Source organism: Pseudundibacterium arcticum (assembly GCF_042646465.1).
Classification (GTDB): domain Bacteria; phylum Pseudomonadota; class Gammaproteobacteria; order Burkholderiales; family Burkholderiaceae_D; genus Undibacterium_A; species Undibacterium_A arcticum.
This window is the reverse complement of record NZ_JBHRTP010000069.1, coordinates 1-14,341: the sequence shown is the minus strand read 5'-3', so window position 1 is coordinate 14,341 and position 14,341 is coordinate 1. Positions and strand designations below refer to the sequence as shown.

General features: G+C 57.0%; 16 protein-coding genes. 14 read left to right on the top strand and 2 right to left on the bottom strand.

The features are described 5' to 3' along the window. Positions 1 to 67: 67 nt before the first annotated feature. Positions 68 to 583: a tetratricopeptide repeat protein gene (locus tag ACFOFO_RS19475; RefSeq protein WP_390327548.1), complete on the top strand. Its 516-nt coding sequence runs from the start codon at positions 68 to 70 to the stop codon at positions 581 to 583. Here ACFOFO_RS19475 and ACFOFO_RS19470 read toward each other — a convergent pair. Next, a complete protein-coding gene (locus ACFOFO_RS19470) occupies positions 544 to 1,014 on the bottom strand; it encodes a hypothetical protein (RefSeq protein ID WP_390332478.1) in 471 nt (156 codons plus the stop codon). The genes ACFOFO_RS19475 and ACFOFO_RS19470 overlap by 40 nt on opposite strands. A gap of 114 nt (positions 1,015 to 1,128) precedes the next feature. Between ACFOFO_RS19470 and ACFOFO_RS19465 the strand changes: the two genes are divergently transcribed. The 13 genes from ACFOFO_RS19465 (at position 1,129) to ACFOFO_RS19405 (ending at position 13,144) form a co-directional block, all read left to right on the top strand. Further along, positions 1,129 to 1,752, top strand: coding sequence for a TetR/AcrR family transcriptional regulator (locus tag ACFOFO_RS19465; protein ID WP_390327550.1), 624 nt, complete (start codon positions 1,129 to 1,131; stop codon positions 1,750 to 1,752). A gap of 52 nt (positions 1,753 to 1,804) precedes the next feature. Continuing rightward, complete coding sequence (gene pdxR / locus ACFOFO_RS19460) at positions 1,805 to 3,358, top strand: MocR-like pyridoxine biosynthesis transcription factor PdxR (RefSeq protein ID WP_390332477.1); 1,554 nt, start codon at positions 1,805 to 1,807, stop codon at positions 3,356 to 3,358. A 211-nt stretch (positions 3,359 to 3,569) separates the two neighbouring features. Continuing rightward, a complete protein-coding gene (gene gspG, locus ACFOFO_RS19455) occupies positions 3,570 to 3,965 on the top strand; it encodes a type II secretion system major pseudopilin GspG (RefSeq protein WP_390327551.1) in 396 nt (131 codons plus the stop codon). A 74-nt stretch (positions 3,966 to 4,039) separates the two neighbouring features. Next, the gene (locus ACFOFO_RS19450) at positions 4,040 to 5,242 is read left to right on the top strand and encodes a type II secretion system F family protein (RefSeq protein ID WP_390332473.1); all 1,203 of its coding nucleotides are present in this window, start codon (positions 4,040 to 4,042) and stop codon (positions 5,240 to 5,242) included. Beyond that, positions 5,239 to 6,933 carry a GspE/PulE family protein gene (locus tag ACFOFO_RS19445; RefSeq protein WP_390332471.1) on the top strand — a complete coding sequence of 565 codons (1,695 nt, stop codon included), beginning with the start codon at positions 5,239 to 5,241 and terminating at the stop codon, positions 6,931 to 6,933. The genes ACFOFO_RS19450 and ACFOFO_RS19445 overlap by 4 nt, the downstream gene beginning before the upstream one ends. Further along, the gene (locus ACFOFO_RS19440; RefSeq protein WP_390327553.1) at positions 6,926 to 7,762 is read left to right on the top strand and encodes a hypothetical protein; all 837 of its coding nucleotides are present in this window, start codon (positions 6,926 to 6,928) and stop codon (positions 7,760 to 7,762) included. The genes ACFOFO_RS19445 and ACFOFO_RS19440 overlap by 8 nt, the downstream gene beginning before the upstream one ends. Then, on the top strand, positions 7,759 to 8,346 hold the full coding sequence (locus tag ACFOFO_RS19435; RefSeq protein ID WP_390332469.1) for a hypothetical protein: 588 nt from the start codon (positions 7,759 to 7,761) through the stop codon (positions 8,344 to 8,346). Before ACFOFO_RS19440 ends, ACFOFO_RS19435 begins: the two co-directional genes overlap by 4 nt. Beyond that, entirely contained in the window at positions 8,343 to 8,957 is a 615-nt protein-coding gene (locus ACFOFO_RS19430; RefSeq protein ID WP_390327555.1) for a hypothetical protein, read from the top strand. Before ACFOFO_RS19435 ends, ACFOFO_RS19430 begins: the two co-directional genes overlap by 4 nt. Then, entirely contained in the window at positions 8,957 to 9,529 is a 573-nt protein-coding gene (locus tag ACFOFO_RS19425; protein WP_390327556.1) for a hypothetical protein, read from the top strand. The genes ACFOFO_RS19430 and ACFOFO_RS19425 overlap by 1 nt, the downstream gene beginning before the upstream one ends. Next, on the top strand, positions 9,529 to 11,616 hold the full coding sequence (locus ACFOFO_RS19420) for a secretin N-terminal domain-containing protein (protein WP_390327557.1): 2,088 nt from the start codon (positions 9,529 to 9,531) through the stop codon (positions 11,614 to 11,616). Before ACFOFO_RS19425 ends, ACFOFO_RS19420 begins: the two co-directional genes overlap by 1 nt. A gap of 10 nt (positions 11,617 to 11,626) precedes the next feature. Then, positions 11,627 to 12,151: a type II secretion system protein gene (locus ACFOFO_RS19415; protein ID WP_390327559.1), complete on the top strand. Its 525-nt coding sequence runs from the start codon at positions 11,627 to 11,629 to the stop codon at positions 12,149 to 12,151. Between the two features lie 56 nt (positions 12,152 to 12,207). After that, positions 12,208 to 12,597, top strand: a complete 390-nt coding sequence (locus ACFOFO_RS19410) for a type II secretion system protein (RefSeq protein ID WP_390328295.1) — start codon at positions 12,208 to 12,210, stop codon at positions 12,595 to 12,597. Continuing rightward, positions 12,572 to 13,144, top strand: coding sequence for a type II secretion system protein (locus ACFOFO_RS19405; RefSeq protein WP_390327561.1), 573 nt, complete (start codon positions 12,572 to 12,574; stop codon positions 13,142 to 13,144). Before ACFOFO_RS19410 ends, ACFOFO_RS19405 begins: the two co-directional genes overlap by 26 nt. A 166-nt stretch (positions 13,145 to 13,310) precedes the next feature. On the opposite strand, the gene ACFOFO_RS19400 is transcribed toward ACFOFO_RS19405, so the two are convergent. Continuing rightward, positions 13,311 to 13,955 carry a TetR/AcrR family transcriptional regulator gene (locus tag ACFOFO_RS19400; RefSeq protein WP_390327563.1) on the bottom strand — a complete coding sequence of 215 codons (645 nt, stop codon included), beginning with the start codon at positions 13,953 to 13,955 and terminating at the stop codon, positions 13,311 to 13,313. Positions 13,956 to 14,341: the final 386 nt, after the last annotated feature.

The following is a 14,341-nucleotide window of genomic DNA, read 5'->3' as shown; positions in this document are numbered from 1 at the left end:
TTTGTCAAACTCTCCGCGCCAAGCCGCGGCTACCGCTCATGTCTAACGATCAAGCAAGGACAAATTTATGAACAGCATGACGCTTGCAGCCTGGGAGACGCGGATCACCGACCTGTGGATCGCGATAGACGACTACGACGCGGACGACTTCGTCGCCCACATCGATGACTTGGTCGCCGAGCTGCCGCCCGGAAGCGCGATCGGGCTGTTTGAACGTGGCGCAGCGCAAGACTCCACCGGTCACCCGGATCGGGCGGTCGCGCTATACCGGGCCGCACTCGATGCCGGCTTGACCGGCCAGCGTCGCCGGCGGGCCACGATTCAGATGGCCAGCTCGCTGCGCAACCTCGGCAACGCCGCGGACGCGGTCACCCTGTTGAGCGCTGAACTCCACACCACCAGCGACGACCTGGACAGCGCCGTGCGGGCCTTCCTGGCACTCGCGCTGGTCGATCTGGGGCGCGAACGGGAAGCCGTCTCCATCAGCCTCACCGCCCTCGCGCACTACCTGCCTCGATACAATCGATCCCTCGCCCGCTACGCTCACCAGCTCACAGCCGCAGCCCCGTCGCAGTTTCCGTAGTCCGTTGCAGCCGTCACAGCGCGGTTTTCAATTGTTTTGGCCAACGATGGAAAATCCCGGCCTTGCTGTATTTGGGTAAAAATCCGTACTCCAAAAATAGCGTTGACTATCAGGCGGCCGGCAATTTGCTGCAGAAAATTCGGCCTTGCGTCACCCTGTCCGGCTCGGTCGGTTATATCCATGATATGGCGCGTGAGTTCCTTTGCATGGCGCTCGGCTGCTCTGGCGACAGCAACATCGCACGTCAGCACGATCGACGCCAACAACGGCAACCAGATCGAAACGCTGATTCCCGCGACCGGTGCGATGCTGTTTTCGACACGCTGGCGTTTCCAAGCGATGCCACGCATCCGAGCAACGCGCTGCTTTTCGTGAATTACATCATGCGCCCCGCAGTTCGCACACGCTAAAAGCCAGGCACGCGGATTCATGGGCGAATCAAAATAATTAACAAATCATTTGATTAAGTCATTCGACCGACTTATTATGCAGCTTACCTTTAGGAACTAAATCAAGCAGACACAGACAGCAGCATTGGAACGGCAATGACCACATGTCCCAAATTAGAAAAACGCGCGCACATCAAAGGTCTGATTATTCAAGGTACGGTGAGCGCCTTGCTGGAGTCCGGGTTAAGCGCGGTGACCATGAAAAAGATTGCAGCGAAAGCTGGTGTCAACACCGCCACCCTGCACTATTACTTCGCGGATAAGAACGCGCTGTTAACCGCCGCGGTGCAACTGATCGTTTCTCAAATCAGTCGCGAATTGAGCGCCAATTTAGGGCAACAACCGGATATCAGAAAATGCATCGAGATGGTGATTTGCAATTCCTGGCAAGTCATGGCGAGGACACGAGATATCCAGCTGCTCCAGTATGAACTGCTGCTATACACCTTGCGCAACGTCGAAACGCAATCAATCGCGAAATTTCAGTACGACGGCTACCGCAAGCTTTACGAAGACCTGTTCCGCCACGCGCTTGCCGACATCAGCCCGCCGGGAGCAATTGATCTGGCTGATCTCGCACGGTTCGTAGTCGCAGGGATGGACGGCCTGATCCTGCAGTATCTGGTCGACCCGGATGCCGAAAAATCATTGCGATCGCACCGGCAGTTGATCTGCGCAGCGCAAGCACTGCTTGATGTGCCGGCGAGCCAACTCTGTTGAGCGCTGACCGCTCGTAATGAACTAGTCAGGAGCCAGGCATGAATGGTGTCACATGAAAACCCCGATCCTTTCCGACTATTTGCTGCAACATTTCGACAAGCAGTCGCCCGGGCCCAGCAATCAGCAACTGTATCGATTGCTGCGAAAAGCGATTCTCGATCGGGTCTTGCAGGTGGATGCCAGGCTGCCGTCGAGTCGCGATCTGGCCAGGGAGTTGGCGACTTGCCGCAATACGGTGTTGTATGCGTATGACCAATTGCGCGCCGAGGGTTATATCGAAGGGCGCTCCGGAAGCGGGACCTTCGTCACCGATACCGCACCGCAAGAAGGTGCGCTGAATCAGACGCCGATGTCGCACGCACCTCTTGGCGCTCAGGTTGCGCCTATCCTGTCGCGACGCGGGCAGGAGTTGGTCGCACATGCCGGTGCAGCCGCGCAGCAATGGGGGCCCTTTGTCCCCGGCGTTCCTGATGTCGTTCAATTTCCTCATCAGACCTGGAGCCGGATACAAAAAAAAGTGTGGCGCAGGCCATCGCCTGATTCACTGACGTATGCGCAAGGGGGCGGATATCTGCCCTTGCGCGTGGCGTTGGCGGATTATTTGAAAGTGGCCCGCTGCATCGATTGCAGCCCCGAACAAGTGGTGATCACCACCGGCATACACCAGTCAATCGACTTGTGTATGCGCTTGTTAAGCGATCCGGGCGATCTGGCCTGGGTTGAGGATCCCTGCTACTGGGGCACGCGCAATCTGCTGCGCGCCTCAGGGTTGAATATCCGCCCAGTGCCGGTTGATGCGGAAGGGATGTGCCCTGGCCCAGCCGATTTCGCCGCCGTGCCGCGCTTTATTTTCTTGACGCCATCGCACCAATATCCGCTCGGGATGGTAATGAGCCTGGCACGGCGCCGGCTGTTGCTGGAGTATGCATCACGCAATGACTGCTGGATTATCGAAGACGATTACGATAGCGAGTTTCGCTACAATGGTCGACCGCTCGCGCCATTGCAAGGTCTGGATAGCGCAGAGCGCGTGATTTACCTGGGCACGTTTAGCAAAACGCTTTATCCCGGCTTGCGCGTCGGTTACCTGGTATTACCCCGGGCGTTGGTTCGCTCGTTCGTGACTGGCGTGAACGAGTTACACCGCGCCGGTACCATACAAACGCAAGCGACCTTGGCAGAGTTCATCACTGAAGGGTTCTTTACCTCCCATATCCGGCGCATGAGGACCACCTATGCGCGGCGTTTAGGATTACTTCAACAATTAATCAATAAACGATTCGACCCGTCAGTCGTCCAAACCATCGGTAGCGATGCCGGATTGCACCTTGTGCTGCAATTGCCCGACTATTGCAATGACCAGGAACTTGCCGCCAAAGCGACTCACGCCGGCGTCGCCGTTCGCCCTTTATCACTGTATTACCACGATGCCACACGGTCCGCGCAGGGCCTGCTGCTGGGCTATGCCTGCGTACATGAATCGCAGATTGCCCCCGCATTTGAGGTGTTGGCGCGGCACATCGAACATGAACTGTGGAATAAGCCTGCACCCCTGAGTAGGAATGATGCCGAATATCGCGCTAGCCGCAACAAAGCGGTCCTATGAAAAAAATTGAAATGGCCCTGTTGGGTCGAATCGAAACCCGTCACCATGCGACCAACGTAAAGTAACTATGCACACGAGCAGGTGCAATCCAATCCAATCCATATATTGCCCGCAACACCAATTTTGACAAAAGGACGGTACGACAATGCGCGCTACTTCTTCCCACCGCCACAATTTTTCTGCAACAGCAGCGTCGGCTCGCACTGGTCTGATGAACGGCTTTACGCTGCTGGAACTGCTGGTCGTGATCGTCATCATCGGGCTGCTCGCCGCCTATGTGGGCCCGAAATATTTTGCCCAATTGGGTAAATCGGAAGTGACGGTCGCCAAAGCTCAAATAGAAGCGTTTGGAAAAGCACTCGATACCTACCGCCTCGACGTCGGTCGTTACCCCAGCACTGAAGAAGGTTTGAGCGGACTACTCGTCAAGCCCGCCGCTGCACAGAAATGGAATGGCCCCTATTTAAAGAAAGACATTCCGCAAGATCCGTGGGGCAATCCGTACATCTATAAGTCGCCCGGCAGCAAGTCCGACTTCGACCTGCTCTCCTATGGCAAGGACGGTCAACCCGGCGGGACCGCCGAAAACACCGATATTACGAATTAGCCGCTGTTGCAACATTTTGCAACAGCGTCTTAATCATTAAGTACCCTGACCCTGCGCCGATAGGAAATCGATTCATGCAGTACGAAATTCGTGCCCTGAGCGCCGATCATCTGATGATGCACCTGACCATCGATGCCTACGATGAAGCCGACGCACGTAGCCAGATCGAAGCGCGTGGACTATTTGCGGCCGCCGTTACGCCTACCCGACGGCCGTTGTTCGGCACATTCGGTGCGAAAACGGGTGGCGCAGCTCGCTTGTCGCTGGTGCTATTCAGCCAGGAGCTGCTGGCATTGCTGAATGCGGGGCTAAGCATCGTCGAATGCCTGGAAGCGCTGCTGGAAAAAGAAGGCAGTGCCGCACTCTGCACCGTACTGACACGCCTGTTGAGCGGGCTGCGCGACGGCAAACGCTTCTCCAGCGTATTGGCGGAACAGGCCGATCTGTTTCCCCCGCTGTATGTAGGAATCGTCAGGGCAGCCGAAGGCACCAGCGATTTACCCCAGTCGCTGACGCGCTTTATCGACTACCAACAGCGCATCGACAGCGTGCGCAGCAAAATCATCAGTGCCGCGATCTATCCATTGATCTTGTTGATCGTCGGCGGCGGCGTCAGCCTATTCCTGATCGCTTATGTGGTGCCGCGTTTTTCCGAGGTCTATCGAGGCGCCGGACGCGAGATGCCATGGCTGTCGCAACTGCTGTTAAATTGGGGGCAATTTGCAGCGGCACATACCACGCTTTTATTGTCTGCCATCGGCATCGGCCTATCCTTGCTAGCGGTCACGCTGCGTCATTTTTTCGCGCATGGCGGCGTGGTCACGCTGCTGGCAAAAATCCCCGGGGTCGGCGAACGCACCCGCATTTATGAACTGTCACGTCTGTACCTGACCCTGGGCATGTTGCTGGAAGGTGGCATTCCAATTGTCGCGGCCATGGAAACTGCGATCGGTATCGTGTCTTCGGGCATCAAGACCGGCTTGCAGGCAGCCAGCGCATCAATTCAATCCGGCGCGCCATTGTCAAGCGCGTTTGAATGCAACGGATTGACCACACCGATCTCGCTGCGCATGTTGCGCGTCGGCGAACGCTCCGGCGAATTGGGAAAAATGCTGACACAGTCGGCGGCGTTCTATGACGGCGAACTCAGCCGCTGGATCGACCGTTTCACCCGCACGTTCGAGCCTTTGCTGATGGCGGCAATCGGGTTGGTGGTCGGTACCATCGTGGTATTGCTGTATATGCCGATCTTCGATTTGGCCGGGAGCCTGTCATGAATGCGGTCGTGCAATTCACCCTGCCTCCTACGCTTGATGCCGGCATGCTGCAACAAGCGTGCGCGCTAGCGCAGCAATCGAAACGCTCGGTGATGACAGAATTGGAAGCGCTGACCAGCATCGACCCGCGTCAAGTGGTGCAGGCAGTCGCTGATTTATTTGCGTTGCCGGTAGCAGAAACTGCGGCCATGATGAGCCTGACACCCGCATTCGACATATTGCCCTTGTCTAAAGCGATGCAAACGCACTGCGTATTACTCGCCGCAGCCGATGGTCAATTGATCGGCGTGATCGCCGACCCGTTTGATATCGATTTGCAAACCTGGCTCGATACCCAAGCAAAGCAGCCTGTTAGCTATCGGCTGGCGCTGCAAGCCGACATTCACGCTTACTTAAGCAAGCAGGAAGAATCGGTACGCGCAGTAGACAATCTGGTGGCGACCGCGGGCAACGCAAAAAGAGAGGGAAAAACCGCGACGGTGCTATCTTTTTCTTCGGTTAGCGAAGCCGCAAGCCCACCAGTCAAGCTAGTCAATTCAACCTTATACGATGCGTTGAAAGCGGGCGCATCGGACATACACTTGGAAAGCACTGGCGGCGGCTTAGCAGTTAAATATCGGGTGGATGGCGTACTGGACCACGCGGCCTCACTGAACGGCATAGAAGAAGCGGAACAGGTGATATCGCGGCTCAAGGTTTTGGCTGAACTCGACATCGCTGAACGGCGGGTTCCACAAGACGGTAGCTTCCGGGTAGAAGCCGCTGGCCGGGAAATCGATCTGCGGGTATCGATCATGCCCAGCATACACGGCGAAGATGCGGTGATCCGGGTCCTCGACAAACGCGCAATGATCGAAGCCTATGGCGCACTCACGCTGGAGGCGCTCGGCTTCGATGCGCCCTCGCTATCGACACTACGCATGCTGGCGGAAGAACCATACGGCATGCTTCTGGTGACCGGCCCGACCGGTTCCGGCAAGACCACCACGCTGTATGCCGCGCTGACCGAAATCCATAATGGCCGCGACAAAATCATCACAATTGAAGACCCGGTTGAATACCAATTGCCCGGCATACTGCAAATTCCGGTCAATGAAAAAAAGGGCCTGACTTTCGCCAAAGGCTTGCGCTCTATTCTGCGGCATGACCCCGACAAGATCATGGTGGGCGAAATCCGCGACAAGGAAACAGCGGAGATGGCGGTACAGTCAGCGTTGACCGGGCACTTGGTGCTGACCACAGTGCACGCCAATAATGTATTCGACGTATTCGGTCGCTTCACCCATATGGGCATCGATCCCTACGCATTCGTATCGGCCTTGAACGGCATCTGGGCTCAACGTCTGATCCGTCTGACTTGCCCGCACTGCGCGACATCTTGCCGGCCTGACGATCACGAATTGACCCGCGTCAATTTGACGCGGGCCGATGTCGCCGATTACCAATTCAAGCAAGGCAAAGGCTGCGGCGACTGCCGCGGCACCGGTTACAAGGGACGCAAAGCCATCGCAGAGATTTTGACCTTGAACGATGAAATCCGCGAACTGATCATCGAGAAGCGCCCGATTCGTCACATCAAGGAAGCGGCCCGCCTGAACGGCACGCGCAGCCTGCGGGAAGCCGCACTGGCACTGGTCAAGCAAGGCGACACTACCTTGGGCGAAATTAAACGGGTGACCCTTCATGCGTAATGGCGTTGGCTTCGGGAAAACCCTGCGCATCGGCGTCTCACGTACCAGCCTGACGCTGTTGCAGAGCAGTGGCTGGCTGCGTCGGCGCGACTCGGTCGTGTCCGATCTGCAGCTAACGACGGAAGAAACCGCCTCATCTGACCAGATCGCAGCGCACCTCGACGCGATGCTGACCGACGGCAAATGCCGCGATCAAGCTGTCACGGTCATCTTGGCCGACGATTTGGTGCGCTACTTCATGGTCACACCACCGCGCAACGTGAAGCGCCTGCAAGATTGCCGTAGCGCGGCGGCAATGCGTTTTCAATCCTTGTACGGCGAACCCGCCGTCGACTGGCAAATGGAGGCCGACTGGGCTTTGCAAAAGCCATTTTTAAGTTGCGCACTTCCGCATTCGCTGCTGTCAGTCCTGCAACAGGCCGCCGACAAACACCAGCTCAAGCTGATTGCGGTGTTACCGCAATTCGTCGCCGCCTGGAACCAGTGGCGTTCCGTGATCAAACCGGATGCCTGGTTCGGTGTTGCGCACGCCGACAGTTTGACCGTGGCGGCAATCGACCGGCAAGGCTTACGCGCGGTGCGCACCACAGCCCTGGCAAGCGAGCATAGGCAAGATGAACACTGGCTGCCAGCGCACGTCAAGCGCGAAGCCTTGCGCTTGAATTTAGCGCAACCAAGCCGGATTCAACTATGCGGGGTTCTAGCGGCCCACTGGAGCGCACACACTGCCAGCTCGCCACCTTGTGAACGCTTGGATTTGCACACTGTTGCGCCCCATCCGGCGCACTCCGCCGGCGTCGCGTTAACGCGAACCGGGATCAGAACATGAAGCCGATTCGCCGCGCTGCTCCCAGTGTCATTGGTATCGATTTTGCACCCGCGTCGATCCGGCGCTCGATTGCCCGCACCGGCCTTTGGGCCTGGCTAATTGGCACGGCCGGGCTGCTGTTGTGTGTCGGCGCCGCGATGATCGCAAGCGAACTGATGCAGCAACGCAGCGCGCTTAAAAGCGAGCTGCGACAGACACAAACGGCGCTGGCAGCGCGTGCGCTGCGCCAACCGGCAGCGACGCAATTGGCGACGCAATTGGCAACATCGGTGGCGCAGGCGCTTGCAGTCAACGGCGCGATCGCACAGCTTAACTTGCCCTGGCGCGATGTATTCGAATCGATAGAGAGTGCAACGCCAGCCACGATCGCCTTGCTGGCGCTGGAACCGGATGCAAAGAAACAGCTGGTAAAGGGATGGGCCGAGGCAAAAACCAGCGATGCGATGATTGCCTATATCGAGCAGTTGAAAAAGCAGGATTTTTTCGCCGGCGTGCTCCTGACTAAACACGAAATCAACGAACAAGATGCAAACAAACCGCTGCGGTTTCAGTTTGAAGCGCAATGGGTAGGTACGACACCATGAATGCACCCAATTTGAGTTTGCTTGTGCTGCAGGCGCGACTGGCACTGGTTCGATTTGGCTGGACGAATTGCGTCGCGTGCATCGTTGGTGGCATCGGCGTTGCTGCATGGCTGTGGGGACTACCGTATTTGCGCGCACAAACAGCGATTCAGCAGCGAACTCTGGATCAGGTACGGCAAGCATTGCGATCGGCCGACCCCGCGCCTGCTCCTGCGCCGCGGCCATTGGCAGAAGAACGTCTGGCGGACTTCTACGATAAGCTCGGCGATCAGCGTTACGCCGAGCAACAAGTCCGGACACTGTTTGCGATCGCTGGCAAGACGCAATTGTCGCTTAACCAGGCGGAATACAAGTCCGCTTTCGACAAGAATGGCCAATATCACACCTATCAAATTGCATTGCCGGTACGAGGATCGTATGACGCGATCCGCCAGTTTTGCGAGAAAACCCTGTTGGCGATTCCATTTGCGGCGCTGGATGAAGTCAGTTTCAAACGCGACGCAATTTCCAGCCACACACTCGAAGCGAAATTGCGCTTCACCTTGTATTTAAGCACCGACAATCCTGCGCTGCCGCGCCGCATGGCGGCCATTGCCGCCGGGGATGAGTGATGACCCGACGCCATCTTCTTTTAGCCGCTGCGGTACTGATAGCCGCATGGCTGGCATTTTTCGGCGATAAAACGCCGGCCGGCGACATTGCAGAACCGGTGACGCGTCGAGCAGCCGCCGCGGCTGCAGCGGCTGCAGCAACTGCTGCCCACGCGGTCGCCGGCACTGATATCGGCAGCAGTAACAATCCCCGCCCCGGCGCAACCGGGGCCGCTCCTGTGATCTTGGCGCTGCAAGCACGCGATAGCCTGATAGGCGGCGCGCGCCACGTCGATCAAGCCCATGCCTTATTCGGCGATCAAAGCTGGATGCCGCCACCGCAGCGCCAGTCCCAGTTACTTAAACCCTTAGCGCCGAGCGCACCTGCACTGCCCTTCAGCTATCTCGGCAAAAAGATCGAAGACGGCAAATGGGAAGTCTATATCGCGCGCGGCGAGCAAACATTTATCGTGTCGGCAGGCAGCGTGGTCGACGGTAGCTACCGCGTCGATGCGATCACACCGCCCACGCTTTTCCTCACCTTCTTACCATTGAATCAGGTACAAATGCTTACCATCGGAGAGGCCAATTGATGCCCAGTCGTTCCACCCGCATATTCTCTCCGCTGCAGCGTTGGCGTCGTAGGCTGGCACAAGCCTCGCTGACGACCTTGATCGGCATTCTGGCGGGTATTGCACTAGCAGGCTGTGCGGCACAAGCAGCATACCGTGACGGCAAAGCCTTGGTGACGCGCGGCAAGGTCGAAGAAGGCTTGGCTAAATTTCAAGAAGCGATGCAGCAAGAGCCACGCGATGCCGAGTACAAAGCGGCTTATCTGCAGACGCGGGAGCGGGCCGTGGCGACTTATGTGGAACAGGGCGACCGCCTGCTTGCTGCCGGCAAATGGGCGGAGGCAGAAAAATTTTATCAACGGGCGCTCGCGATCGACCCGGCCGGCGAGCGCGCCCGGACCGGGCTGCATGCGCTGGATGCGGATCAGCGTCATGCCAAATTGTTTACGGAAGCGGCCCTCGCCTGGGAGAAAAAGGATGCCGACGGCGCACAGTTAACACTGCGCAGCATTCTGGCCGAAAATCCTGGCCATGCCAATGCCCTGGCGCTGAAACGCAGCATCTTGGAAAAAACGAGAAAAGCACCAGCCGAATCCGCTCTGGACGCGGCCTACAAAAAACATATCACGATTGAATTCAAAGACGTGGCGTTGAAACAGTTATTCGAAGTAGTCTCCCGTACCTCGGGCTTGAATTTCTTGTTCGATAAAGAGGTGAACACCGATCAAAAGACCTCGATCTTTTTAAAGGACAGCACCATCGCATCGGCCGTGCACTATGCGCTGATGACCAACCAACTGGAACAGCAGGTACTTGATGGCAACACCATTCTTATTTATCCCAATACGGCCGCGAAATTAAAGGACTATCAGGAGCTGGTCGTCAAAAGCTTTTTCCTGGCCAATGCAGATGCCAAGGCGGTCGCCGCCAGCCTGAAAACGATCGTCAAGTCGCGTGACGTGGTGGTCGATGAAAAGCTCAACATGGTGATTGTGCGCGACAGCCCGGATGCGATCCGGCTGGCAGAAAAGCTGGTTGCGCTGCACGACGTGCCGGAACCGGAGGTGATGCTGGAAGTCGAAATTCTTGAAGTCAAACGTACGCGGCTGCTGGAGCTTGGCATCGAGTGGCCCGACACATTGAGCCTGAGCCCGCTTCCCGCTATGGTTGCCAGTGCACTCACTGCGCCTTCCTCTACCACTGGCAGTTCGACGACAACCGGTGGCACGCTCACGCTGCGCGACCTGCGTTTCAACCTGAACAGCGGAACAATAGCGGCAAGCCTCTCCCCGGTTACGGTGCATGCGCGCAAGCAGGATAGCGACGCCAATATCCTCGCCAATCCACGGATACGCGCACGCAATCATGAGAAAGCAAAAATCCTGATCGGTGAAAGAGTGCCCAACATTACCACCACCGCCACCGCGACCGGCTTCGTATCGGAATCAATCAATTACGTCGACGTCGGTTTGAAACTCGACGTCGAACCGTCGGTCTATCTCGACAATGATGTCGCAATCAAGATATCGCTCGAAGTCAGCAACATCGTCAGTCAATTGCAAACCAAATCCGGTTCCATCGCCTATCAAATCGGCACCCGCACCGCGAGTACCGTGTTGCGCTTGAGAGACGGCGAAAATCAGGTCTTGGCCGGATTGATCAACGACGAAGACAGGCGTGGCGCCAACAAACTCCCCTTCATCGGCGAGATTCCGGTCATCGGGCGGCTGTTCGGCAGCAGCTCGGACGACAATCAAAAAACGGAAATTGTGTTGTCGATTACTCCGCGCATTATCCGCAATATTCAGCGCCCGGAAGCCGCCATGGCGGAATTCAAAGCAGGGACCGACAGCAGCTTACGTAGCCGCCCGGAGACGATTTCCAGTGCCGCGTTCGGTACACCGCCTGCCGCATCGCAGGCGCCGACTTCCGTGACACCGGCTGCATCACCGCAGCAGTCACCTACGCCTCCCCCGGCTAGCGCCATACGATTCAAGGGTGCGCGCTCGGCGGCCAATACGCCCGCCGCCAATAGCGCCGGCGCCGGTGAGCCGGCGGATGGTGTTGCCGCTCCGGGCAGTATGGAAACAAGAGTCGGCAATCCTTAAAACTGCAGCTATGACGCTATCGACACCAAAAACGCAATATTCAATCAAACCGTCATGCATTAGTGTGGTGCATCGCGGCTTTACCTTGATTGAATTGCTGGTGACCCTTGCCATCCTGGGGGTGCTGGCGTGCACCGCGCTTCCGGTTGCGCAAATCGCGATTCAACGTAATCAGGAGCAGGAATTGCGGCGCGCTCTCAGGGAAATCCGACGCGGCATAGACGCTTACAAGCGCGCCAGCGATGAAGGCCGCATCCCTAATCCAAGCGGCTGGTCCGGCTACCCGAAGAACCTTGAGGTCCTGGTCGAAGGCTTGCCCGACCAGCGCGACCCAAAGCGCAATAAGATTTATTTCCTGCGACGGATTCCACGCGATCCATTGAATCCCGATGTCAGCGATTCGGAAGCCGCTTCCTGGGGCAAGCGTAGTTATGCCAGCGACGCATCCGATCCGCAGGAAGGTGACGATGTCTATGACGTCTATTCCAGCTCACCGAAGATTGGATTGAACGGCGTGCCGTACCGCAAATGGTAAATACGGGACACCTAAACGCGCCGACCGACTTTCATCCAGCACGGCGGATACGCCGGATACAACGCCGGCCGGATAGCGCGACAGCGGGCTTTACCTTGATCGAGCTGCTGGTGGTATTGGCGATTGTTTCTCTGTTACTGACGCTGGCGGTCCCGCGTTATTTTCAGAGCATCGATACCGCGAAGGAAATTATCCTGGCCGAGAATCTGCGTACCACGCGCGAGACGATAGACAAGTTCTACGGCGATACCGGACGCTATCCCGAGTCGCTTGATGAGCTGGTAGAAAAAAAGTATTTGCGGGCACTGCCGCTTGACCCCGTAACGGACAGCGCAGCGACCTGGATCATAGTTGCGCCGGATCCGACTGCCAAGGGAAGCATTTACGATATTAGGAGCGGTGCAGAAGGAAAGGCGAGAAATGGCAAGCCGTATACTGAGCTTTGAAGGCGTGAGCTTTGAAGGCGTGAACTTTGAACCCGCAAACTTTGAACCCGCGAACTGTGACCGCGCGAAACACTACACCAAAGGCTTCACCTATATAGGATTACTCATTTTCATCGCAATCATCGGTGTCGCTTCCGCCGCCACGCTGCGACTGGGTTCGGTATTGCTGCGACGTGCCGCTGAGGAAGAGTTACTCGACATTGGTGAAGAGTTTCGGCAAGCGTTAATCAGCTATGCCAATGCGAGCCCGGTTGGACCACCCGGAGCGCCGCGCTCACTACAAGACTTGCTGAAAGACCCACGCTATCCAAGACCGGTGCGCCATTTGCGTAAGCTGTATGCAGATCCAATTACCGGTCGTACAGAATGGGGAACACTTGAAGCAGTAGACGGCAACGGCATCGTTGGCGTCTACAGTTTGTCGGACGCCAAGCCGATTAAAATTGAAAACTTCGATCCGATGTTTCAGGATTTTGCAGGAAAAACATCCTATCGAGACTGGCTGTTTTCAAGCACACCGCAATTATATCGACGCCCAAATCCATAAACCCGCGCGCATCGGTAGCCTGGCGCAGCGCAAGATGCTGGGTACGAAGACCGCTCAGCCGAGTGCTCGGCAGGTCAGCAGGCCGCGCATCTTTATCATTTCTGGCAAGTGTTCTCGGCTTTCATCGCCAGGGTAGCGCCCTCGCCCGCGATTTCTGCGCATCTCCTCAGCGCGGCACTGCACCAATCCGGCGCGCCAAGCCACCAAGGAGCATCTCCAAGCCCAGCTCGAATCCGCAGTCGTCAAGCGTACTCGATTCCGGGCCTGCCGAAGATACGCTCGCCTCGAGGGCATCGGCGAGATCCGGGTAGTTCGGACGGTAGTGGGCCGGAGAGCGATCGAAGCCGGTGGTGAAGGTCTCCAAGGCAGAACCCAGGACCAGGTAGTCGAGCGCCGCGGCGGTCGCTGCCGCCTCCGCAACGGAGCAACCGGCGCGGCGCAAGGCCGCCAACAGGGCGTCGTAGCCCGCCAGCGCATCGGTGCTCGCGACGGGTCCACGGGCCACGATCGCGATGATGTTGGGATGGCGCCGGTAGACCGCTCGGTAGTCGCGCGCGTAGTCGGCGACGCCGCGCTGCCAGTCTGGACTAAGCAGCGGACTCAAGTCGATCTCCCGGTTGATCAGTTCCGAGACCGCATCGATCAGATCGTCCTTGGACGAAATGTGGTTGTACAGCGATGCCCCACGCACCCCAAATCGATCAGCCAGCGCACGCATGGTCAGCGCCGGAGCGCCAGCCTCGTCGATGATATCCAGTGCTGCCTGCGCAATAGTGGCGCGGCTCAGGAGTGTTTTGGCAGGTCGGCCCATGGCTCCTTCATCTTCTTTCTTGCTGAAATGATTGTTCGGTCACCCGCTCGTTGCACGCGGGCCGGTGGTGAATATCCATACCGTCCCTTGGTCCCATACCGCGGCCTTGTTAATCGCACGTAACCTTATCCGATCGCCGTCGTTGACACAACGAAATGAATGGTTTATTGTACAAACTAACTAAGTTAGTTAGTTAGTTTATTGGATCATGATAGATCACACCGATGTCGAATTGCCCGACCGCTTGATCCTTAGCTTAGCCAACGCATGTTTTTCAATTAAATAAATAATAATATTTAAGGAGACATCAGTAGTGTCCCAACGTTCGTCATAGGAGAGTGAGCTGAATTTGCTCACTTCGCACATCATATTTTTCGATGGGTGGT

Bases quoted from the DNA above. Each gene is read 5' to 3' on its own strand.
- ACFOFO_RS19475 (WP_390327548.1), top strand. From the start codon at position 68: ATGAACAGCATGACGCTTGCAGCCTGGGAGACGCGGATCACCGACCTG.
- ACFOFO_RS19470 (WP_390332478.1), bottom strand. From the start codon at position 1,014: ATGAATCCGCGTGCCTGGCTTTTAGCGTGTGCGAACTGCGGGGCGCAT.
- ACFOFO_RS19465 (WP_390327550.1), top strand. From the start codon at position 1,129: ATGACCACATGTCCCAAATTAGAAAAACGCGCGCACATCAAAGGTCTG.
- pdxR (WP_390332477.1), top strand. From the start codon at position 1,805: ATGAAAACCCCGATCCTTTCCGACTATTTGCTGCAACATTTCGACAAG.
- gspG (WP_390327551.1), top strand. From the start codon at position 3,570: ATGAACGGCTTTACGCTGCTGGAACTGCTGGTCGTGATCGTCATCATC.
- ACFOFO_RS19450 (WP_390332473.1), top strand. From the start codon at position 4,040: ATGCAGTACGAAATTCGTGCCCTGAGCGCCGATCATCTGATGATGCAC.
- ACFOFO_RS19445 (WP_390332471.1), top strand. From the start codon at position 5,239: ATGAATGCGGTCGTGCAATTCACCCTGCCTCCTACGCTTGATGCCGGC.
- ACFOFO_RS19440 (WP_390327553.1), top strand. From the start codon at position 6,926: ATGCGTAATGGCGTTGGCTTCGGGAAAACCCTGCGCATCGGCGTCTCA.
- ACFOFO_RS19435 (WP_390332469.1), top strand. From the start codon at position 7,759: ATGAAGCCGATTCGCCGCGCTGCTCCCAGTGTCATTGGTATCGATTTT.
- ACFOFO_RS19430 (WP_390327555.1), top strand. From the start codon at position 8,343: ATGAATGCACCCAATTTGAGTTTGCTTGTGCTGCAGGCGCGACTGGCA.
- ACFOFO_RS19425 (WP_390327556.1), top strand. From the start codon at position 8,957: ATGACCCGACGCCATCTTCTTTTAGCCGCTGCGGTACTGATAGCCGCA.
- ACFOFO_RS19420 (WP_390327557.1), top strand. From the start codon at position 9,529: ATGCCCAGTCGTTCCACCCGCATATTCTCTCCGCTGCAGCGTTGGCGT.
- ACFOFO_RS19415 (WP_390327559.1), top strand. From the start codon at position 11,627: ATGACGCTATCGACACCAAAAACGCAATATTCAATCAAACCGTCATGC.
- ACFOFO_RS19405 (WP_390327561.1), top strand. From the start codon at position 12,572: ATGGCAAGCCGTATACTGAGCTTTGAAGGCGTGAGCTTTGAAGGCGTG.
- ACFOFO_RS19400 (WP_390327563.1), bottom strand. From the start codon at position 13,955: ATGGGCCGACCTGCCAAAACACTCCTGAGCCGCGCCACTATTGCGCAG.